Origin of the sequence: Ligilactobacillus ruminis DSM 20403 = NBRC 102161 (genome assembly GCF_900113455.1) — a bacterium.
In the GTDB taxonomy this organism is placed as follows: domain Bacteria; phylum Bacillota; class Bacilli; order Lactobacillales; family Lactobacillaceae; genus Ligilactobacillus; species Ligilactobacillus ruminis.
Genome location: NZ_FOPI01000020.1, coordinates 1 through 21479 on the forward strand (window position 1 = coordinate 1; position 21479 = coordinate 21479).

At 44.1% G+C, this 21479-nt stretch carries 19 protein-coding genes; 17 read left to right on the forward strand and 2 right to left on the reverse strand.

The features are described from left to right. From BMZ95_RS06810 to BMZ95_RS06840, 7 genes are all read left to right on the forward strand, one after another. Positions 1-289: IS3 family transposase (locus BMZ95_RS06810; RefSeq protein ID WP_143454978.1), on the forward strand; the 289-nt coding region annotated here is incomplete at its 5' end. A 257-nt stretch (positions 290-546) separates the two neighbouring features. Next, positions 547-1362 (forward strand): glycosyltransferase family 8 protein, encoded by an 816-nt coding sequence (locus BMZ95_RS06815; protein ID WP_046922716.1) that lies wholly within the window; start codon positions 547-549, stop codon positions 1360-1362. After that, entirely contained in the window at positions 1359-2075 is a 717-nt protein-coding gene (locus tag BMZ95_RS06820; protein ID WP_046922717.1) for a hypothetical protein, read from the forward strand. The genes BMZ95_RS06815 and BMZ95_RS06820 overlap by 4 nt, the downstream gene beginning before the upstream one ends. Before the next feature lie 123 nt (positions 2076-2198). After that, positions 2199-2888 (forward strand): response regulator transcription factor CroR, encoded by a 690-nt coding sequence (locus BMZ95_RS06825; RefSeq protein WP_003693147.1) that lies wholly within the window; start codon positions 2199-2201, stop codon positions 2886-2888. 14 nt (positions 2889-2902) lie between these two features. Continuing rightward, positions 2903-4081 (forward strand): sensor histidine kinase, encoded by a 1179-nt coding sequence (locus tag BMZ95_RS06830; protein ID WP_046922718.1) that lies wholly within the window; start codon positions 2903-2905, stop codon positions 4079-4081. Between the two features lie 93 nt (positions 4082-4174). After that, on the forward strand, positions 4175-5521 hold the full coding sequence (locus BMZ95_RS06835; RefSeq protein ID WP_014072812.1) for a serine hydrolase: 1347 nt from the start codon (positions 4175-4177) through the stop codon (positions 5519-5521). A gap of 577 nt (positions 5522-6098) precedes the next feature. Continuing rightward, on the forward strand, positions 6099-9515 hold the full coding sequence (locus BMZ95_RS06840) for a YhgE/Pip domain-containing protein (protein ID WP_191981827.1): 3417 nt from the start codon (positions 6099-6101) through the stop codon (positions 9513-9515). A gap of 128 nt (positions 9516-9643) precedes the next feature. On the opposite strand, the gene BMZ95_RS06845 is transcribed toward BMZ95_RS06840, so the two are convergent. Beyond that, positions 9644-10471 (reverse strand): DegV family protein, encoded by an 828-nt coding sequence (locus tag BMZ95_RS06845; protein WP_046922720.1) that lies wholly within the window; start codon positions 10469-10471, stop codon positions 9644-9646. 193 nt (positions 10472-10664) lie between these two features. Between BMZ95_RS06845 and BMZ95_RS06850 the strand changes: the two genes are divergently transcribed. The 7 genes from BMZ95_RS06850 to BMZ95_RS06880 all read left to right on the forward strand — a co-directional run bounded on the left by BMZ95_RS06850 (position 10665) and on the right by BMZ95_RS06880 (position 15947). Further along, positions 10665-11186, forward strand: a complete 522-nt coding sequence (locus tag BMZ95_RS06850; protein WP_046922721.1) for a DUF1836 domain-containing protein — start codon at positions 10665-10667, stop codon at positions 11184-11186. A gap of 59 nt (positions 11187-11245) precedes the next feature. Continuing rightward, a complete protein-coding gene (locus BMZ95_RS06855; RefSeq protein ID WP_046922722.1) occupies positions 11246-11503 on the forward strand; it encodes a hypothetical protein in 258 nt (85 codons plus the stop codon). Between the two features lie 8 nt (positions 11504-11511). Beyond that, the gene (locus BMZ95_RS06860) at positions 11512-12888 is read left to right on the forward strand and encodes a TrkH family potassium uptake protein (RefSeq protein WP_046922723.1); all 1377 of its coding nucleotides are present in this window, start codon (positions 11512-11514) and stop codon (positions 12886-12888) included. A gap of 172 nt (positions 12889-13060) precedes the next feature. Further along, positions 13061-13828: an AzlC family ABC transporter permease gene (locus BMZ95_RS06865; RefSeq protein WP_003693166.1), complete on the forward strand. Its 768-nt coding sequence runs from the start codon at positions 13061-13063 to the stop codon at positions 13826-13828. 3 nt (positions 13829-13831) lie between these two features. Further along, positions 13832-14173: an AzlD domain-containing protein gene (locus BMZ95_RS06870; RefSeq protein WP_039122599.1), complete on the forward strand. Its 342-nt coding sequence runs from the start codon at positions 13832-13834 to the stop codon at positions 14171-14173. A 52-nt stretch (positions 14174-14225) separates the two neighbouring features. Next, positions 14226-15056 (forward strand): alpha/beta hydrolase, encoded by an 831-nt coding sequence (locus BMZ95_RS06875; protein WP_014072821.1) that lies wholly within the window; start codon positions 14226-14228, stop codon positions 15054-15056. A 33-nt stretch (positions 15057-15089) separates the two neighbouring features. Further along, positions 15090-15947 (forward strand): hypothetical protein, encoded by an 858-nt coding sequence (locus tag BMZ95_RS06880; protein ID WP_225354895.1) that lies wholly within the window; start codon positions 15090-15092, stop codon positions 15945-15947. A 597-nt stretch (positions 15948-16544) separates the two neighbouring features. On the opposite strand, the gene BMZ95_RS06885 is transcribed toward BMZ95_RS06880, so the two are convergent. Further along, positions 16545-17264 (reverse strand): GntR family transcriptional regulator, encoded by a 720-nt coding sequence (locus BMZ95_RS06885; protein ID WP_014072824.1) that lies wholly within the window; start codon positions 17262-17264, stop codon positions 16545-16547. Between the two features lie 545 nt (positions 17265-17809). On the opposite strand from BMZ95_RS06885, the gene BMZ95_RS11485 reads away from it, so the two are divergent. From BMZ95_RS11485 to BMZ95_RS06900, 3 genes are all read left to right on the forward strand, one after another. Further along, entirely contained in the window at positions 17810-17971 is a 162-nt protein-coding gene (locus BMZ95_RS11485) for an acetylxylan esterase (protein WP_225354896.1), read from the forward strand. A gap of 636 nt (positions 17972-18607) precedes the next feature. Beyond that, a complete protein-coding gene (locus tag BMZ95_RS06895; protein ID WP_014072826.1) occupies positions 18608-19990 on the forward strand; it encodes a glycoside hydrolase family 1 protein in 1383 nt (460 codons plus the stop codon). Beyond that, a complete protein-coding gene (locus tag BMZ95_RS06900) occupies positions 19990-21429 on the forward strand; it encodes a PTS sugar transporter subunit IIC (protein WP_046922715.1) in 1440 nt (479 codons plus the stop codon). The genes BMZ95_RS06895 and BMZ95_RS06900 overlap by 1 nt, the downstream gene beginning before the upstream one ends. Positions 21430-21479 lie beyond the last annotated feature (50 nt).

The window sequence follows — 21479 nt, forward strand, 5'->3', positions numbered from 1 at the left end:
GGATCAGGGATGGCAGTATCAGTTGCCTTACTATACTCAAAGATTGGCTAACCATCACTTTGTTCAAAGTATGTCTCGTAAGGGACATTGTCTGGATAACGCACCAGTGGAAAGCTTTTTCCACATACTGAAAACTGAGTTGCTGGATGGGCTACCATTATTTGAAGACATTACTGCATTTCAAATGATGGTTCAAGACTATATCCATTTCTTTAATTACGAACGGGTTTCTTTAAAAACAAAAGGCATGACTCCGGTAGAATACCGAAATCATGCCATGACAGCTTAATTGTTTAATTTTGTCTAACTTTTTTATTGCACTTCATGATGGTGCGGATTTTTTTGTCAAATGCAGTGCTTGTACGTAATTTGGGGCAGTGTGTCGGGAAAATTATGACAAAACCAAAAATCAGAGCCGGTGACACCGAAAGCAGACCAAAAATTTGAAAAAATATTTTACAGCTGCCCCATCCAAAAGCAGAACAAAATTACCTCGACTCTAAAATTTGTTATAATGGAAGAAAGAAAGTTAAGGAGGTTTTCGCCATGAACTTGCTCTTTGCGGTTAACGACGGCTTCGTTGACCAAATGTTGACATCCGTTTACTCAATTTTGGAAAATACGCAAGATCAGCTCGATTTTTACGTTCTGCAAAAAAAGAAGCTTCAAAAAACGAAGAAAATCGAAAAATTTGCTTCAAAGACCGGAGCCAAGTATCATCCGGTAGTTATCGGCGATGAGGATTTTTCTGATTTTCCGGTGACGGACAGGTATCCGGAAACGATTTATTATCGATTGCTTGCGCACAAGTATTTGCCGAATGACATCAAACGCATTTTGTATCTTGATGCCGACGTTTTGTGCATCAATGATTTAAGTCGGCTTTATGAACTTGATTTTGAAGGCAACCTTTACGCAGCGGCAAGTCATTCGGGTTTGACCAACGTCAAAAACGTGCTCAACAACGTACGGCTCGGGGCAGAAAGCGGCGAAAGCTACTTCAACTCCGGCGTGCTTTTGATGAACCTTGAAGAAATCAGACGAGTCGTCGATCCTCAAAAAATTGTCGAATATGTTGAAAAAAACAAGCTTAATCTGTTATTACCCGATCAGGACGTCTTGAACGGACTATACGGGCAGAAGATCAAGAAGGTTGAAGATGAGCTTTATAATTATGACGTCAGAAAGAATCCGATCTATGAGGCAATCAGCATGGGCGAATGGGACCTTGACTGGGTCATAAAGAATACTGTCGTGCTGCATTTCTGCGGAAGGGACAAGCCGTGGGACGAAGATTACATCGGTCGGTTTGCGGGCCTTTACAAGCATTATTTCAAAAAAGCGATGGACGTCATGTTATGAGGTGGCAAGAATATCTGCAAGAACTTGAACGTTTGTCAAAGGGTTCTTCGCAAAGAGAAGTGCTTGAGCAGGTATCAGCCGTTGAAAAAACGCTTAAAGCATACGGCGAGCGCAAATTGCCCAGGCATCCTTTGCCAAAACTCGGCTTTAGCGAAGAATTCATCATGGATCATCTGCTTGATTGCGCCAATTTGCTGGAACTTGACAGCAGACTGAATGATTTGCGCCAAACGGTAATCGAAAACTTTGGAATTTGGCATATTTTTTCGGAAGACTGGCTTGATGATCTTGCTCTGCATTTAAACGGAAGGAAAACGCTCCAATTAATGTCGGGAAATGCAGTGCTTTCAGCCGGTTTGGCGAACGTGACGGCAACGGACAGCTTTGATTGGTCAAAACAAGACGTTACGCGTCCCGATCCATGGACAAAAGTTGAAAGTCTTGATGCAACGTCCGCAGTTGAAAAATATGCGGACGTTATGGACGTCATCATCATGGAATGGGCTCCCGATACGTCAGAAGACGATTGGGAAGTGCTGCAAAAGCTCAGAACAATGCGCTGGCCTGGCGAGTTTATCGTGATCGGCGAAAAAAACGGGGCAACGAATTCCGAAAAATTTTGGGATGGGTGCCGATTAGAAGAGCCGGAAGATCTGAATCAACGGCACGAACGTTTTGACTTTATTGATGACAGGGTCTATCTGATCGGATGATTCTTGAGATTTCTTAAATAAACCGACTTTTTTTAGATGTTTCTTTACGTCTTGACGTTGCGAAATTTGGTATCATATAGGTATATATTACGCAAGGTACATATCAAAAAGGAGTCAAATACCATGAAAATTCTGATTGTTGATGATGATAAAGATATTGTTGAATTGCTCAGTATTTATGTCAAAAACGAAGGCTACGAAGTGGAACGTGCCTATAACGGAAAAGAGGCCATTACGAAACTCAATACGAATCCTGACATCGGTTTGATGATTCTTGACATCATGATGCCTCAGATGGATGGCCTTGCAGTCGTCAGAGAAGTCAGAAAGGATAGTCAGATTCCGGTATTGATGCTTTCGGCCAAAACCGACGATTTGGATAAGATTCAAGGCCTGATTCAAGGTGCGGACGACTATGTGACCAAGCCGTTCAATCCGCTTGAAGTTATGGCACGCGTCAAGTCTCTGCTTCGTCGCAGCCAGCATGACGTTAAAAATGACGAACCGGATCAGATCGAAATCGGTCCGCTGATCATCAAAAAGGATTCGCATGAAGTCGAAACCGTCACCGGCAAGTCGATTCAATTGACGGCTTTGGAATTTGGCATACTGTATTTGCTTGCAAGCCATCCGAACAGAGTATTTTCTGCTGATGAAATCTTTGAGCGCGTCTGGCAGCAAGAATCGGTTGTTTCAGCCAAGACGGTTATGGTTCACGTAAGTCATCTAAGAGACAAGATTGAAGAATCAACCGGCGGCGAAAAGGTCATTCAGACCGTTTGGGGCGTTGGATACAAGATTGAATCACATTAACGGGGTGATGCTTAGTGCAATTTAAACTCACGACGCGTGAAAAAAGCGAGCTGTTTGGTGAAGGCGTTGCAACGGTTATCCTGCTGTTGCTGCTCAATATGTCGATTTTTGTGATTGCTAACCAGGAAATCGCCCGCAACCCAGGGCTTGCAGCCGGAATTTTTCAGATTAAACTGTCGCTTTCTCTCGGGCCGCATGCCATCAGACTGTGGTCTTGGGGATGGGTTTTCACTGTCTTGATGCTTTTAGTGGATGCTTTTATCGTCTACTGGCGCCTGATGCGTCGCTATCGTCAAATGCAGCTGCGTCACGTTATTTCGGAATTGCACTATATTGCTTCCGGACATTTTTCGCATCGAATCAAATTTACCCTTGACGGTCAAATGCAGCGCGTCGTTGAAAGCGTCAATGCGTTGGTTGACAGTACGATCAACGCGATGGAAGACGAGCGGAGAATTGAACGCTCAAAAGACGAATTGATCACAAACGTCAGTCATGACATCAGAACGCCGTTGACTTCGATTATCGGATATCTCGGCTTGATTGAAGACAATCAGTACGGCAGCGAAGAAGAATTGAAAAAGTACACCCACACGGCTTTTTTGAAATCAAAGCAGATGAAATCGTTGGTTGACGATTTGTTTGAATATACCAAAGTCAGACAGCCAAGTTTGCCGTTAAGCATCGTGAAAATCGACTTGGGCGCGATGCTTGAACAGATCGGAGCAAGCTATGAGCTTGAAGGAAGCAAAAAAGGGATGAAAGTCGAAGTCAGCGTTCCGGATGAGCCGGTATTTATGGAAGCAGACGGAGAAAAGCTGGCCAGGGTTTTCAACAACCTGATTTCGAATGCTTTCAAATACGGACGCGACGGCAAGCACGTCTATCTTTCGGTAAAGCAGCTTTCTTCTAAAGAAGTCGTCGTCAAAATCGAAAATGACGGAGAACCCATTCCTGAAGATGCTGTTCCGCAGCTGTTTGACAGATTTTATCGTGCCGAAAGCTCACGATCTCGCGAGACGGGCGGATCAGGACTCGGACTTGCAATCGTGCAAAGCATCGTTGAACGCCATAATGGCTATATTTACGTTGAATCAAATGCGGCACTGACCAGTTTTGTGATGCACTTTCCAACGGAACACAAGAATGTTGTGCGTAAGCCGGCAAAGGCTGAAAAAAGGACGAATGAATAACGAATTCGTCCTTTTTTGTTGGAAAAACTATTGAATCCTTGGTTTTTTTTGGGTATTCTTAAATAGGAATTTATTAGAGGGGACTGCTTAGTAATGAAACTATTCAAATCATTGAAAAAAACAATGATCGCACTCATCGCAGGCGTAACCGTATCTACGGCTGCCGCAGCAGGCATCGGTGGCCTGTCTGTTCAAAAAGTATCTGCCGACTCTTTACCGCAACAAACAGATTCGAATTTGAATCTTGACGTCAAGGCCGCAATTGCCGTTGATGCCAAGACGGGGCAGATTCTCTACGCAAAGAATGCGGAACAAGCACTGCCGGTCGCATCAATGTCCAAGCTGATGACGGTCTATCTGGTTCTTCAAGCCATCAAAAACGGCAAGCTGAGCTGGAATCAAGAGATCTTGCCTGATGAGGCTTCGCAAAAAGTCAGTCAGGACACGCATCTTTCAAACGTTCCTTTGAAGGCTGACCATAAGTACACGGTAAAAGCACTGTATCAAGCAACATTGATCTACTCTGCCAACGGGGCCGCAATGGCTTTGGCAAATGCAGTGGGCGGAACGCATAAGAACTTTATCGACATGATGCGCAAGGAAGCCAAGAAGATGGGAATCAATGATGCTGAAATCTATACGGCTAACGGCTTGACGAACGATGAAGTCTTTGATGCCAAATATCCTGGTGCTTCAGACAATGCCGAAAACAAGTTTTCCGCAAAAGACATGGCAATCATCGGTCAGCGCTTGATTGAAGATTATCCTGAAGTTCTTGAGACGACCAGGATTGCACGGATGAAATTCAAAAACGGCACTGATGAGACAACGATGGAAAACTGGAACTGGATGCTTCCGGGACTGGCAAAGGCCTACTCTGAGCTTCCCGTTGATGGTCTTAAAACCGGCACGTCAGATTCAGCTGGTGCCTGCTTTACCGGAACGGTCAACAAGGACGGTCATCGTCTGATTACCGTTGTCTTGGGTGCCAAGCATGACAGTCAGGAAGACCTTTCCCGTTTCGTCGAAACGCAAAAGTTAATGTCGTATTGCTACAACAGCTATTCATATGAAACGATCAAAGCTGGCAAATCATTCAAAAATGCCGCTTCATTGCCTGTTTATCATGGCAAGGATCTGAAAGTTGCCGTTTCATCCAAAAATGACACCGATGTTTGGCTTAAGAGCAGCGTTTCATCAGCCAATCTCGTTGCCAAGCTCTCAGGCGACAAGAAGCTCTACAAGGATGGCGGCCTTGTTGCTCCTTTGAAGAAGGGCCAGACGGTCGGCGAACTTTCCGTCAAAGTCAAAGGTCAAGATCTTTACTATCTTGATGGCGCAACTTCAATCAAAATCAAGGCCAAGACCGATAAAGCAGTTGACAAGGCCAATATCTTCGTGATTGCATGGCGTGCAATCAAGGGTGTGTTTAACAGGTAAGGTGTGGAGCCGAGCGGACATGAGCCCGTACGCAACTGAATAATGATTTTAAATCCGTGCCAGTGATGGAGCGGATTTTTTCTTATTCTGGGCGGCACGCCAAGACTTCACTCAAATTTACGGACAAAGCTGGATTTTTGGTCATTTTGTCCGTAATCGCCATTTTTCGAGCAGTCCAATTACGGACAAAGCGTCCATTTTCATCGATGTGTCCGTAAACAACAGTGATTCTGCCAAATCAAGCGGCATAAAACATCAATTGCGGCAATCTGCACTGTATTTTCTTGCCGGCACGGTTAAATCCAGATCCGCCCGAAGTCTGTGACCGCACGGCAGCGGACATCTTATAGAAGAACAATGGGTGAAACAATTTTAATCATGGTTAAGTACGAAAAACACTTAACCGATGCAATAAGTGGGATGGTATAAAAAACAAAAGAAAGCGTTATCAGAAACATATTGCAACGTTTGTCGCATACAATTATGTTGTTTTTCGTGGACATTGCGTGTATATTATGAAAGTGGATAATGATTATACTTGATCATAATTAATTAAGGGAGGCAGATAATTTTGAAGATGATTAAAGCAGAATTCGAGAACATCGCAAAGCACAAGATTTTGACTGCGACAATCTGTGCAATGATGATTATTCCGTTCTTGTATTCCGTATTCTTCTTAAAGTCGGTTTGGGATCCTTACGGCAATACCGGGCATCTTCCGGTTGCCGTTGTCAATAAGGATCAATCGGTCAAATTCCAAAGCAAGAATTTTGCAGTAGGTGATCAGTTGGTTGATCAGCTCAAGGAAAACGATGATCTTGGCTGGCATTTCGTTTCTGCAAAGAAAGCACAGTACGGATTGAGTCATAAGAAGTATTACATGGTAATTACGATTCCCGAAAACTTCTCGAAAAATGCAACGACCGTACTGAACAAGAAACCAAAGAAGATGGAACTTACTTATAAAACCAATGATTCCTTGAACTACATTGGTGAAGTTATTTCCAAACAAGGTGCGACTCAAGTCAATGCAAGAGTTAAGGAAAGCGTGTCTGAAGCATATGCCGATACGATGTTCAAGGTTATCAAGAAGGTCGGCGGCGGGTTCAAGACGGCCGCAAATGGTGCCAAGAAGCTTTCGGACGGTTCGAAGACATTGTCTGACGGACTCAATACTTATACTGCAGGAGTTGATACGGTCAACAAAGGCGTCATGACGCTCAATGCCGGTGTAGTTCCTTTGGGAAGCGGCGTTTTGCAATTGACGACAGGATCAAGCACGTTGAAAAAAGGAATCGACACTTATACTGCAGGCGTTGATACGGTCAATGGCGGCGTGCAGACGCTCAAGGGTTCAGTTCCTGCTTTGACGAGCGGCGTGGGTCAGCTTTATACGGGTTCGAACGCGTTGAAAAACGGGATCAATGCTTATACTGCAGGAGTTGATACGGTCAATGGCGGCGTGCAGACGCTCAAGGGTTCAGTTCCTGTTTTGAAGAGCGGCGTGAGTCAGCTTTATACCGGCTCAGGCACGTTGAAGGACGGAGTTGCGATCTATACCAAAGGAACCGATCAAGTTGCTGACGGAATAGCACAATTTAACAGCAACGTTCCGAAACTTACGGTTGGTGCAACGAAATTGGTTTCAGGAACCGGCAATCTGAAAAAAGGCGTTTCCGGTTATACGAAAGGTGCAAGTCAAATCAATGCCGGTTTGACGCAGCTCGATTCAAATTCCGCATTGCTCAACAAGAGCGTTGCCGGATTGAGCGAATTACCTCAAGGCGTCGCTGCGACATACGTTTTGAACAGCACGATCAATGCCGGTCTCAAGCAGATTGATACGAACGAATTGGACAGCATGGTTTCTTCAATGGCTGATGTTCAGTCGAAGAAGGAACAGATTGCAAAATTATCAGGAACTTTAGCAACGATCAAGGCAAACATCGGGACGCTTAATACCGAATTGGCAACCGCCAAGACCGGAATTGCAACGGTTAATAACGCCAAGACTGAATTCAACAAGGCAATGACGCAGTATTTGACCGAAATTGCCACGAATTCCCTTAAGTCAAATGCCAGCGCAACGACTGCACAGGCTGACATTGATAAAGTTTTGAACAGCGGCACTCTCAGCGAAGATCAAAAGAACGCTCTCAATGATGCCAAAACACAGATTTCAGCCATTCAAACGAACAACAACAATACGTTGCAAGCAGTCAACAATTTGAAGGCTGCAGCCCAAACGTTCAATACTACGACCGAAAAAGTTCTCAGCGGATTGAATAATCTGATGAGCAGCGTTGACAAGCTCAAGGGCGGCCTTGCTAGCGTTGACGGCACAATCGACACGGCAAACAAACTGTTGGCTGAAAGTGACGATTTGACAAATGCAGAGTCGCAGGCCAAAGTGAAGAAATTGTCTGCGGCAGTCAAGAGCCTGCAAGGCTTATCTGCTAATGCGGTTCAGATTTCGACGGCGGTCAACAGCGGCGTCAATACTGAAGAAGCCCTCAAAGATCTTGATCTGAACGCAATTTTTGCAGCCAGTGCGGATGAAGCCAAGGTTCAGCAGCTTGTTGCTTCTCAATCAGCCAAGATGGCTAAGCATTCACAGATTCCTGCACTGATTGAAGGCGTTGGAAATTACACGGCCGGCGTTTCTCAAGTTCTTGCCGGAAGCAACAAGCTTGTTGCCAAAAACAACGAGCTTAATGACGGCGCAACAAAACTTGCAAACGGAGTTGACGGATTGGGTAAAAAGATTCCTGAACTTACGCAAGTAATCACGGCATTTTATAATGGTACTCAACAGCTTAAGAACAATTCAGTTTTGCTCAATTCAGGCGCAAGCCAAATCAATGCCGGTCTTGGCCAGCTCAACGACAAAGTTCCGGCCCTTGCAAGCGGCGTAGATCAGCTTGCAGCTGGCACGTCGCAGCTTGCGGCCAACTCAGGCGCATTGCGTTCAGGCGCAGGTCAGCTTGCATCCGGTCTCGGCCAGCTCAACGGCAAAGTTCCGGCCCTTGCAAGCGGCGTAAATCAGCTTGCAGCTGGCACGTCGCAGCTTGCGGCCAACTCAGGCGCATTGCGTTCAGGCGCAGGTCAGCTTGCAGCGGGACTTGGTCAGCTCAACAGCCAAGTACCGACATTGACTGACGGCGTTTCACAGCTTGCGGCCGGCACATCGAAGCTTGCGGCCAACTCAGGCAAGCTTGACAAGGGCGCAACCGATGTTCATAAGGGCAACAAGAAACTTGCTTCTGCTCTTAAGGGCGGTGCAGATACCGTAACGAAGCTCAACCTCGGTTCAGCTAACGCAAGCATGTTTGCAAGCCCGACGAAGCTTAAAGAAAAGCATTACAGCTACGTTCCTAACTACGGCTATGCTCTGGCACCTTACATGCTGTCAGTTGCTCTGTTCGTCGGATGCCTCGTCTTCAATCTCGTTTATCCGATTCGTCGGATTTCAACGGAAGACGGCAGCGCAACGGAATGGTTCTTCAGCAAGGTTGCGGTCGGAGCGCTCGTAGCTACGGGCAATGCTTTGGTTGAAACGGTCTTGATGATGGTCTGCGGGCTTCATCCGGATCATCCGGTTCAGATGATCGTGAACGCCGTTTCGTTCTCGTTCACGTCCATGTTCCTGATTATGTTCATGGCAATGGCATTCGGCAACCCTGGTCGCTTCATCTCGATGATCTTGCTGGTTATCCAGCTCGGATCTTGCGGCGGTTCGTTCCCAATCGAAATCACTCGCGGAATGAACGGTTTCTTCCAGGCAATCAACCCATACTTGCCGATGACGTACTCTGTTTACGGATTCCGTGAAGCATTGACGTCAGGACTTGGAGCAAATCAGGTCCTGCATTCGGTTCTGATTCAGCTGATATTCATTGCAGCGTTCCTCATCTTGTTGTACGTTACGATGCGCATCATCCGTCCGGAACAAGAATTCCATGAAGAAATGGAATCAGAATATCCAGGCAACTAAACAGTTGTAAATGACTGACTTCAAAAAGGAGCCGGGAATCATTCCCGGCTCCTTTTTTGTGTCTGTATAATGTCTTTTGATTCGTCAAAATGCAGTGCAGCTTCAGTGCTCTGCATTTTTAAGCAAAATCATGCTTCGTATCCGACCATCAAGCCGCCTTTTTGGGCATAGTAGGTGCAAAGACCGCGAGCTTCTCTGATTTCGACGACAGCTTCAGGATGCTTGGCAAGAATGGCCTGTTTCAGGTTGTCTGCTCCTTCTTCGTTCAAAATATGCGCAATGATGACGCGCCCGTTGGAAAAACCGTGTTCTTCCATGTCTTTAATTAAATAAGAGATGGTTTTTTTGGCACCGCGAGCTTTTCCGATCGGCGTGAGCTTGCCGTCGTCCGGACGACCGATGATGCGGATTTTGAGCATTTTGGCGACTTTGGCCACTGCTGGACTGATGCGCCCGTTTTTGGCCAGATTATCGAGCGATTCAAGCGCAAAGTTCAGGTGCGTTTTTTCTTTGTATGCATTGATTTTTGCGCAGATTTCGTCAAAATTCAGACCGGCATCGATTGATTCTTTCAGCTTGTCGATGATAAGTTCCATCTCGGGTCCGGCTGAAAGCGAATCGATGACGTGAATCTTTGTTTTTGGATGGTCTTCGCGATACAGGCTTGCTGCTTGAACGGCAGAATTGTAGCTTCCGGAAAGAACGCTCGTAATCGTGATTACATAGATTTCATCAGCTCCTTCGAAGGCTTTTTGCCATTGCGCAATGCTTGGGCATGCCGTTGAAGTTTTTCCGTCATTTTGATGAAGCGCTTCAATAAATTCGTTGACTGAAAGCGAGGCATCATCTTGATAATCCGTGCCGTCGACGTGAATCGTCAACGGAATATTTTCAAATGATGCGCCATCTAAATGCAAAACGTTTGCGCCTGAATCAGAAATAATTTTTTTAATCATAATTTTTAAGTCCTTTTTTAGAATTATATTCTTCATCATCGGTTTTCTAAAAACCCGTTAACTGTATCTAGAGTATAGACTTAAATCGACTGCTTGTAAAGAGTTTTGCAAAAACCGCTGTTAGAGTTTTGTTGACCTTAAGACGCGCTATCGGTATAATTGCTTGAAAGGCGGTTGAGAGGGGAATTGGAACATGACTGACGATAATAAAAAAGCACTCGTGCCATCGATTGAAGGATTTAAAATGCCGACGTTCGATCAGATTCCGAATGTCGGACTTTATTTGGAGCAGGCGACGACGTTTTTGAACGAATATCTTGAACCCTTGGACGGAACTCAATTGACGAGTTCGATGATCAGCAATTACGTCAAAAAGCATCTGATTGAAAGTCCAATCAAAAAGCAGTATTCGCGCGAACAGCTTGCGTACCTGTTTTTTATCGCAATTTCAAAGACGGTTCTGCCGCTTGCCAATCTCAAGGTTTTAGTCGAGATTCAGCGCAAGACTTATACTACCAGAAGAGCATACGAATATTTCACGGAAGAGCTCGACAATGCGCTGGAATATGTCTTTGGAACGCAGGAAACGCTCAAGAAAATCGGCCGGGACAAGACTGAAGAAAAGAGGATGCTTGACAATATCATCATGACGGCGGCACATAAGATCTATCTTGAAAAATACTTTGCGCTGTTTCATGAGCAAATCGATGGTTAGCAAAATTTGTTTTTTTTGCGGTATAATGAGGTAAGAGAAAGCAAAGGGGGATTCTTTCGATGGAACAATCCGAAAAACGCGGGCAGAAGGCTCGTGAAGAAAAAGAGATTGAAGTTTCAAGTATCGGAAAAGCATTTGTCAAGGGAACGCACGTTGAATTCACGTATCATCGCCATCGCTTTACCGGTGTGATCGAAAAGCAATTGAGAAATTCTGCGATTCTTAATTTCGACCCTGAATTTGACCATACGAATACGGCAATTGATCTCAAACAAAAAATTGTCATCAGTTACCAGAAAATGAAAGCAATCGAGTGAGGAAGTAGATGATTCATAAGCTAAAGGAGCTTTATCGCGGGGCAACGCCGATTCAGTCCTTGGTGACGTATTACGCTTTGGCGACCGTAGCTGCCTTTATTTTGCTAAGCTTGCCATGTTTTAAGAATCCAGGGGCGAAAATTTCGTTTTTGGATACCCTGTTCATGGCCGTTTCGACCATCAGCGTGACCGGTTTAACGACGTTTCCGATTGAGCAGGTGTACAATCAGGGCGGCGTCGTTTTGTTGGAATTTTTGTTTCAGGTCGGAGGATTCGGCATTACGATGCTGTCAACCGTTGCCTTGGTGATTGCCGGCAAAAGGATCAGTCTGCACCAAAGGCAGCTGATTCAGTTTGACATGAATCAGCCCAGATTAAGCGGCATGGTTCGCCTCGTAACGTCGGTTTTCGGTCTGATGATTGTCGTTCAGATCGTTTTTGGCGTCATTTTTGCGGCTTATTTTAAGGCAACGGGCGTTTGGACGACTTGGCCCGCCGCATTTTTCCACGGAATTTACGTCTCGGTCAGTTCGGTCACGAATGCCGGTTTTGATGTGACGGGAAATTCGATCATCCCGTTCAGGCACCATTACGGCTTTTTGTTTATCGTGATGATTCTGATCATCATCGGAAGCATTGGCTACCCGGTTTTGATCGAGTGCGAAAACTGGGCTTTTTACAAATTCATCAAGCGGACGACGAAGCGCAAATTCCGTTTTTCGCTGTTTGCAAAAATGGCGGTCTTTTTTGCGGTCTTCTTTTTCATCGTCGGCACGATCCTGATTTATTTTTCGGAAATGCGCGGAACGCTGTCTCGCCAAGACTGGTTCGACAAATTGATGACGGCGATGTTTTACAGTGTTTCCTCGCGAAATGCAGGGCTTCAGATCAACGATATGGCCGAATTCAACACGACGACGATTTTGATTTTGGCGATCCTGATGTTTATCGGCGCAAGCCCAAGCTCAGTTGGCGGCGGCGTTCGAACGACAACCGTCGGAATTTTTATTCTCTATATGTTCTCATTCATTCGCGGACACAACAATATCAATGTTTTCAATCGCCGCATCGGAAGAGACGACGTTCAAAAGGCAATCGTTGTAGTCGGCTTGTCGACTATTTTGTGCGTGGGGGCGATTTTGATTTTATCAATTACGGAGGATGCATCGCTTCTTTCGATCGTATTCGAAGTCGCATCGGCATTCGGAACCACGGGGCTTTCGCTTGGAATCACGAGCAGTTTGACTCTTGTCGGTAAAATCGTCATCATGGTTTTGATGTTTGTCGGTCGAATCGGGATGCTTTATACTTTATTGTTCTTCATTCCAAAACGCAATCGCGATCTGAGCTATGAACTTCCGACAGAAAAAATCATTATCGGATAATTGTTCTTTTTTTAATGTTAGATTTGGGTTAAACCTCTATTTTCGATTTCGAATGAATAACATATTATGTTATAATCGATTTTGCGAGGTTTTTAAATTTGTGTAAATTTACACGATTTATACATGATGTACAGTTAGATCTATTATTTCTATGATTTGATGGAGGATTACCTTGGAAAAAGAACAACCACGTTGGGCAGAGGTCTTTCAGGTTTCGATGCCTTTATGTTTGAGTTACATCCCGATCGGTGTTGCCTGCGGCATTTTACTTAATGCTGCGGGTTTCAATCCCTTGATGACAGGTCTGGTTTCATTGCTTGTTTTTTCGGGCGGTGCTCAATTCATGATCGCATCGATGCTGACCGTCAATGCCCCAATGCATACGATTCTTGTTATGCTGTTCTTCCTTGAACTGCGCTATGCCTTGTTAGGATCAAGCTTGTCGCAGTATGTTCGTGGAACGAGCAAAAAGTTTCTGTATTTCTTCGCCGTTTCTCTTAATGATGAAAATTATGCGGTTAATTATCTTAAATTTGCCACTGATAAGGAATGGACTCCAAAAGATGCCTTGATGGTCGAGCACTACTCGCTGCTCTTTTGGACGCTTTCAAACCTCGTTGGCAGTTTGATCGGCAACGTGATTACGATTGATCTTGCAATCGTCGACTACGCCTTGACTGCTTTGTTCCTTTATATGATCATGATGCAAATTAAGAATAAGCTGACCATTTTGATCAGTTTCTTCTCAGCCGTTCTTGCGATCATCTCGATGACGATTTTGAAGAGTACGATGGGTCTTGTCGTTGCAACGCTGATTGCTTCGCTCGCTGGATTCATCATCGAAGACACTTTGGTGAAGAAGGGCAAGGAGAAAGGTTTTTGGCTCAAGCGAATCAAGCCAAAAGCGAGTCGCAAAGTCATTAGCAAGTCAGGAGAGTAGCGTATGAATATGTCAACGATGGATCATTTCATTTTGATCCTTTTATCAATGCTGGTTGCTTTCGGGCCGCGTTTTATCCCGTTGCGTATCTTTTCAACACGTGAGATTCCAAAGTGGTTCAATGAATGGATGAAATATGTCCCGGTTTCGCTTTTTACGGCTTTGGTCGTAAAGGACGTTTTCATGAATACGAAAACATACACGTTCGTCGGATGCGATTATATGGCAAAGATTCTTGCTTCCGTGCTGGTTGCGATCGTTGCCTATCGCTCACGTTCAATGGGCCTTTCCGTTGTGCTGGGCCTTGTCGCCGTTGCATTGCTGGCAATGGCATTTCCAATTTGAAAGATTAATTTGGCTGGGATTATCCCGGCTTTTTTACTGAAGAGGACTTAAAATGAGATATTTCGAACATAACCTGAAAACACCGCTGACAAGTGATGCTCGGCTGATCTGCTATATTCCGGACAATTCTGAAGAGATTGAACCGCATCGCAAAAGAAGGGCGATTATTATCTGTCCTGGCGGATCATACGCGAAAACGTCGGATCGCGAAGCAGAGCCGATTGCACTGGAACTTTTATCGATGGACTGTGCGGTGTGCATTCTGCGATACAGTTGTGCTCCCAGGAGATTTCCTAAAGCTTTGTGCGAACTTGCGCAAAGCGTTTTATTTCTCAAGGAAAATGCAGAGCGGTTCAACATTGATGAGGGAAAAATTTTGGTAATGGGTTTTTCTGCAGGCGGACATTTGGCAGCTTGTCTTGGAATCATCCCCGATGAGCTTGAAAAGCTTGGCTATGATGAGAAGTTGATTCGCCCGGCAGGGATGATCTTATGCTACCCGGTGATAACGTCAGGCAGATATTGGCACCAAGGCTCGTTTGAAAACCTTTTGGGAGATGAGCTGATGGAACGAAGCTCTGCATTTTCACTTGAAAAAATAGTGAATGATAAAACGCCAAAAGCGTTTATCTGGCAGACTTTTGCCGACAGAACCGTTCCCGTTCAGAACAGTCTGCTTTTAGCTGAAGCTTTGAGCGAAAACGCAATTCCTTTTGAACTTCACGTTTACCCGAAAGGAAGGCATGGTTTGGGACTCGGAACAAAAATCAGCGCAAAAAATGAAACTTATGTCGAAAAAGACGTTCAAAGCTGGGTTTTTCTCTTGAAAAGATGGCTTGAGGACAATTTTCCCAACACGTCAATCTTTAATCAGAACGGTTAAACATGGTATAATGTGAAGTAAGTTGTAAAAGAGGTGAGGCTATTGAAAAGATGGGCATGGTGGACGATTGTCGGTATCGTGTTGGCCGTTTTTTTCGTCGGGTACGGCTATACCAGGAAGGCAGAAACGCAAAAATATTATAATCAAGCGATTGAGGCCGGCAAGCAAAGCATTCGTGACGGCAACTATGATGCTGCCAAGCTTTCATATCGGGATGCTTTGAAGAAGAAGCCAAACGATGATTTTGCAACGACCGTTGTCGATCAGCTGACTGATTACCAACGGGGGATGAAGGATATGAACAACGGCAAGTATGCTGACGCCTGTCAAAAGTTTCAGTGCGTTGCTAACGTTGATTCCGGCTCATCTCTTCTCGTTCAGCGGTCATCTGGGCTTGCAACGGAGCTCAAGGAAGTCATCAAGGAAAGAAAGATTTTCCTGAAAGCTTACAAGAAAGCCAAAACGCTTTCGGAAAACTATGAATATACTGCTTCCAACACGAAACTTGCGGTAATTCTTGGTTATGGCAGTATTAATGAAAGCTATTATCGCGACGTCTATAATAATGCCAGAAAATTGAAAGAATACAACGATCGCATCCTTCGTTCGCTTGGCTATACCGTCGATGACGATTCGACCGATGCGAACAAGACCAGGTCGCAAAAGTATTCAAAAAATACCAAACAAGACGTCTTCAGCGGTATTTCTGATTCTGCTGCCTCCGCAGCCGAAAGCAAGATGACTGATGCTCAGGTGAAACAAGCCCGCAAAGATTTGAAAGCACAAGGCCTCAACGAAAAGGCCTTTACGGATGAGCAGGTTCGTCAGGTTATCCTGCGTGCCAAGCACGAAGGAAAGTCAGTCAAGCAGGTGGCGGACGAATTTAAATAAAGATTATGATGATGACGCAGCGGCAAATCGGCCCTGCGTTTTTTGGCATTTTTGGGAAAAGGTGGATGAAGTCTCTTTTCGTGGGAAATGCAGTGCTGTTGGTAACACTGTTTGGAAGAGTTTTTGATTTGACGTAATCTTTGTAGCATCTCTGATAATTACGGGCAAACTTGGGTGCGCGGACCTGGAAGTAGACAAAAACTGGGGGAAATGTCTGATTTTTGTCTACCTCCGGCTTCAAAATCGACTCGCGTGACCTCGAAAGTAGAACAAAATCCTCCAAAATCGGAAAAATGTTCTATTCGGGTACCTTCGCCAAAGCAGTGTGATCTCAGATTACAAGCAAATTCCAAAAAGAACGTTTTGCCCGTAACCGAGGTCAGGTGCAGTGCTTGAGCAATTGCCGCGCAGCACTGCATTTGGCAAAATCACTGCCGTTTACGGACACATCGATGAAAATGGACGCTTTGTCCGTAAAATTTGAGTGAAATCTCGGTGTGCCGCCCAGAATAAAAAAATCCGCGCCATCACTGGCACGGATTTAAAATCATCATTCAGTTGAGTACGGGGTCATGACCGCTCGCTTCCACACCTTGCTTAAAAATTATTCACATTCAAAGCCGTATAGCTGCGAAGGTTGCCTGGATTGCGGCTTGTTGAATATTCGATCATCTTGCCGTTCGACAGCCAAACAAGCTGTTCAACTTCAAGAATCGGGCTGCCTTCTTCGACTTCAAGATATTTAATGTCATCACCGCTTGCGCCGAATGCTGAGAATTTGCGGAAGGCACCGCCAAATTTCAGGCCAAGAGTTTCATTAATGTATGTGTAAATTGAAGTATCGACATGTTCTCTTTCCAAATCAGGGACAAGTCGAACAGGCATGTAAGTATGTTCCAAGACGGTCGGCTTGCCATCTACAATCCTGAGACGAGTAATGTTGTAGACGGGGTCGATATGCTTGATGCTCAAATTCTTTTGAATGCGTTCATCTGGAAGTTCGACGTCAAAGGAAATGACTTTGCTTTGGATATGTTCTTCGCCAAAATGGTGGAATGCTCCGCCGAAGTCGTTGACTGAAACGTCATGCGGAGTGATGAACGGAATCTTTCCGCGGACATAGGTGCCAAGACCGGACTGCTTGTAAATCAAACCTTCGGCAGCAAGACCGTCCAAAGCTTTCTTAACGGTTAAGCGATTAACGTGGAACTCTTGTGCGAGTGCATTTTGATCTGGAATAAGTTCGTCGATTTTATATGTGCCGTTTTCAATGCGTTCACGAATTGCATTAGCGACAACTTGGTATTTTGTAGACATTAAAAAGCATCCTTTCCAAAGGGAATAAGTTTATCATATAAATCTCCTTTATTTATCTTGTATTATGCAACAGTATAACAAAAAAAGCAAATGATGTATTTTACGTGTATCATTTACTATAGATGTCATCTGATCAAATTTTTAGATAAATTATTAATTGCGAATGCGCATGATCCTGGAATAATGTAAAACGACAAGATTCAAGCGACCGATTATCACGGCTAAAATGATGCATGTCACGAAAGACATTGAAATCAAAGGCTTTTTGCAAACAGTCAGGCATGAGATGATCGGCAGATTTTTTGACCGTGCTGCATTTGACAAATTCAGAGCAATCGTCATCAACAAATAGCTGATGTAGAAAGCTAAAAGTAATGTTGAGACAATTTCAAAAAATGTATCATGAAGCCCCATGTTTGATTTTTAGATAACATAAATATAAAAGCATAAAGGCTGACAAAAAAATAACTTTTTTATGAGGGATACTTCGTTTCTCTTTTAAAGGTCAGGCAATTGCTGCCATTTTTATCAAATCAGCTGACGATTTGACTGATTACAGAGCAGCATATGGAGCAGGATGTGATGTCCGTGCCGTTGATGAACTCGGATATTGGTTCAGATATCACGATTCGCTTCGCAAAAATGAAAACGAGTTTTTCAGATTGCTTGATTACGTCGACGTCAAGCATCAGGCCGAGAAGTCGTAATGGTCATTGGCCCCCAAGACACGGTCGTATTTTCCAAAAAGCAGATGGCAGCGTTCAATCGGAACAATTCCAAAGAAGCTGTTGGTTTTGTCAGAGTACGGACGTGAGCATCGCCCGAAAAGTTCCGATGAATTGCGGGAATTTTTTGAATTCTGCAAATAGCATTAAAACCTTGAGCAATGATCTTCTTTGAGACGGAAATTCAGACAAAAGTACACGTCATGACGAATGTTCTAGTTTTAGCACATGACATTTTTTGGAAGAATTAAAATATTTTTGATAACGTTAAATCATAAAAGCTAAATTATGCGCATAATGTGGCTAAAGCAATGGTGTAAGCGATAATAACGGGCGGGTCTTCAAATGCTTATTCTTAATTTTTTTAACTTATTTTAGAGACTTGAGGAGAGCGAAAAGTAAAAAAACAGAAAAATTTTTAAAGAGATTTATAAAAGTTAATTTCTTGACAACATTGGTATTGTAACGTTAATTTAGAACTAATGGAGTTACAAATCACAAAAATGTACACACATTAAGCTGATAAGTATTGACTAAAATCATGAAAGCGGTTATACTAAATACTGTTGAAAGGGTTAAACGGTTACATCAAAAAATCAAGATTGAGGAGGAGATTTAATGCAAACGAACCGTAAAATGCCACAAGGGTTCTTCTGGGGCAACTCAGTTTCAAGTATGCAGACAGAAGGCGCTTGGAACATTGGCGGCAAAGGATTATCCGTTTATGACGTTCGGCCTGCAGACGAAAATAGTTCAGACTGGCACGTAGCGATTGATGAATATCATCGTTACGAAGAAGACTTGGACTTGATGGCTGAGATGAATATGAACATGTATCGTATTCAGATTTCCTGGTCACGCGTCAATCCGCAGGGTGACGGCGAGTTTAACGAAGAAGGGATTGCGTTTTACGATCGATTGGTCGATGCAATGCTGGAACGCGGAATCGAGCCGATGATTTGTCTTTACCACTTTGACATGCCGCTCAACTTGGCAAAAAACGGTAATGGTTTCATGTCAAGGCATGTCGTTGATGCTTTTGTTCGTTATGGCAAGAAGATGATTGAACATTTCAGCGATCGCGTCAAATATTGGATTACGTTTAATGAGCATAATCTTTACTTCGGTGATGGAGCATTTCTTTTTGCAGGATGCGAAAATGTCGAAAAGTCATTGGACAACCTCTATAAGATTTTTCATCATACGATGTTGGCGCACGCTGAATTGGATGCTTTCGTCCATGAAAACTACGATGACGTTAAGTTTGGCGGAATGCTGGCCTACACACCTGTATATCCAGCTGCTTCTCGTCCGAAAGACGTGTTCTTAGCTGACAGGGCAACGGAATTTTTAATTTATAATTTGTGTGATTTATTTGCAAATGGCCATTATTCTTTGGCAGTAGAACACTTTATCAAGGAAAACAAACTTGACATGGACTTTTTGGAAAGCGATCGCGAAATTTTGTCCAAGATGAAAGCTGACTTCTTGGCATTCAGCTATTATCGCACGGACGTTCTCGACTCGACGAAGGTTCCGGACGGAACTGCTCCAAACCGTTATTTGAATTTCGGGTACGTCGAAAATGAGTACCTTGAAGCAAATGAATGGGGATGGCAGATCGATCCTTTAGGTTTCAGAGAAGCAATCGATACTCTGTATTTCAGATATCAGCTTCCGATTTTTCCTATCGAAAACGGAATCGGAATTCGCGAGCAATGGGATGGCGAACATGAGATTCAAGATGATAAGAGAATCGAATATCATCGTGATCACATCAAAGCGATGAAAGACGCAATGTTTGAAGACGGCGCTAAAGTCATAGGATATCTTGGGTGGGGCCTGATCGACATTCCGAGTTCCCATGGAGACATGGAAAAACGTTACGGTGCCGTTTATGTTAACCGTTCAAATCATGATCTTAAAGATTTGAGACGCATACCGAAAAAATCCTTTCACTGGTTTAAAAAGATATTTAAAGATAATGGAGATGAGTTATAATGGCTGAAAAGAAATCATCAGTAGGCACGTTTGTTAACGAAAAAATTCTGCCCTCTGTAATGAAGTTCGTTAATACGAAAGCTGTTGTTGCATTGAAGGATGGTATGGTTTACGCCTTGCCGTTCATCATCATTGGTTCTGTATTCCTGATCTTGAAATCGTTTCCTGTTCCTGCGGTTTCAACATTCTTTGATAACATTGGTTGGTCGGTTTTCTTCAACCAAGCATATCAAACGACATTTGCTATTATTTCAATTTGGACGGCAGTTGGTATTGCTTACGTCTATGCTAAGAATGAAAAACTCGAACCGCTTCCTGTTGGTTTGACATCACTTTCAGTCTTCTTCCTTTTGCAAAAGCTCCAAGTGGATGCTCCGCTTGTCGGCGCAATGGCAAAGGGCGGCTCCGGCATTACGGATGCTGCTGGCAAGACGCTTTACACGAGCTCACAATTGGCACATCAAATTTCACAATTGCCTGATGCGATTCAAACATATTTGAAGTCACCTGTTACAAACGTTATCAACATGACATGGCTTGGCGGCCAGGGTATGATCGCAGCTATCCTTTGCGGTCTCCTGGTTGGTTGGACATATACGTTGATGGCTAAGGCTGGTTGGGAAATCAAGCTTCCGGAACAAGTTCCTGCAAACGTTGCAAACCAATTCTCAGCTATGATTCCTTCTGGCGTAATCATCACTGTTGCCATGGTTGTCTATGCAATCTTCGACAAGGCTCTTAACACGGATCTTTTGAACTGGATCTACAAGACCTTGCAAATTCCTTTGCAAGGGTTGTCAGACTCCCTTGGCGGTGGTATCATTCTTGCCTTCATGGTTGTATTCTTCTGGTTCTTTGGTGTTCACGGCGGCCTTATCATGGGTGGTATCGGCGGTGCCTTCCTTCTTCCGAACTCTGCCGACAACGCTCGCTTGCTTGCTGAAGGCAAGTTGTCTCTTGCAAACGGTGCACATATCGTTACAAATGAATTCTACAACAACTTCATTAATTTGACGGGTTCTGGCATTACGATTGGTTTGGTTATCTTTACTTTAGTTGGTGCTAAGTCAGTCCAATTCAAGTCAATTGGTAAAGTTGAACTTGTTCCTGCTCTTTTCAACATCAACGAACCGTTCTTGTTCGGTCTCCCATTGGTTATGAACCCATGGTTGGCAATTCCGTTCTTCTTGACACCGGTTGTTGTTGCTTTGTCAACATACTTTGTAATCAAGTTCGGCATCGTTCCTCCGACAGGCGTTGCTGCTCCTTGGACAACGCCGGCTGTTATCTCCGGCTTCTTCATCGGTGGTTGGAAGATGGCATTGTGGCAAGCATGCGTTCTTGCAATTTCAACTGCTATCTACTGGCCATTTGCTGTTAAGTATGACAAGTACTTGAAGGAACAAGAAGATGCAAATGCTGCAAAGGATGCTCAATAATTAAGAAAAATTTAGTTAGTAATTTATTAATAAAGAAAAGGATAGATTAA

Excerpts from the sequence above, each read along its gene's own strand:
- BMZ95_RS06815 (WP_046922716.1), top strand. The coding sequence starts at position 547 with ATGAACTTGCTCTTTGCGGTTAACGACGGCTTCGTTGACCAAATGTTG.
- BMZ95_RS06820 (WP_046922717.1), top strand. The coding sequence starts at position 1,359 with ATGAGGTGGCAAGAATATCTGCAAGAACTTGAACGTTTGTCAAAGGGT.
- BMZ95_RS06825 (WP_003693147.1), top strand. The coding sequence starts at position 2,199 with ATGAAAATTCTGATTGTTGATGATGATAAAGATATTGTTGAATTGCTC.
- BMZ95_RS06835 (WP_014072812.1), top strand. The coding sequence starts at position 4,175 with ATGAAACTATTCAAATCATTGAAAAAAACAATGATCGCACTCATCGCA.
- BMZ95_RS06840 (WP_191981827.1), top strand. The coding sequence starts at position 6,099 with ATGATTAAAGCAGAATTCGAGAACATCGCAAAGCACAAGATTTTGACT.
- BMZ95_RS06845 (WP_046922720.1), bottom strand. The coding sequence starts at position 10,471 with ATGATTAAAAAAATTATTTCTGATTCAGGCGCAAACGTTTTGCATTTA.
- BMZ95_RS06850 (WP_046922721.1), top strand. The coding sequence starts at position 10,665 with ATGACTGACGATAATAAAAAAGCACTCGTGCCATCGATTGAAGGATTT.
- BMZ95_RS06855 (WP_046922722.1), top strand. The coding sequence starts at position 11,246 with ATGGAACAATCCGAAAAACGCGGGCAGAAGGCTCGTGAAGAAAAAGAG.
- BMZ95_RS06860 (WP_046922723.1), top strand. The coding sequence starts at position 11,512 with ATGATTCATAAGCTAAAGGAGCTTTATCGCGGGGCAACGCCGATTCAG.
- BMZ95_RS06870 (WP_039122599.1), top strand. The coding sequence starts at position 13,832 with ATGAATATGTCAACGATGGATCATTTCATTTTGATCCTTTTATCAATG.
- BMZ95_RS06875 (WP_014072821.1), top strand. The coding sequence starts at position 14,226 with ATGAGATATTTCGAACATAACCTGAAAACACCGCTGACAAGTGATGCT.
- BMZ95_RS06885 (WP_014072824.1), bottom strand. The coding sequence starts at position 17,264 with ATGTCTACAAAATACCAAGTTGTCGCTAATGCAATTCGTGAACGCATT.
- BMZ95_RS06895 (WP_014072826.1), top strand. The coding sequence starts at position 18,608 with ATGCAAACGAACCGTAAAATGCCACAAGGGTTCTTCTGGGGCAACTCA.
- BMZ95_RS06900 (WP_046922715.1), top strand. The coding sequence starts at position 19,990 with ATGGCTGAAAAGAAATCATCAGTAGGCACGTTTGTTAACGAAAAAATT.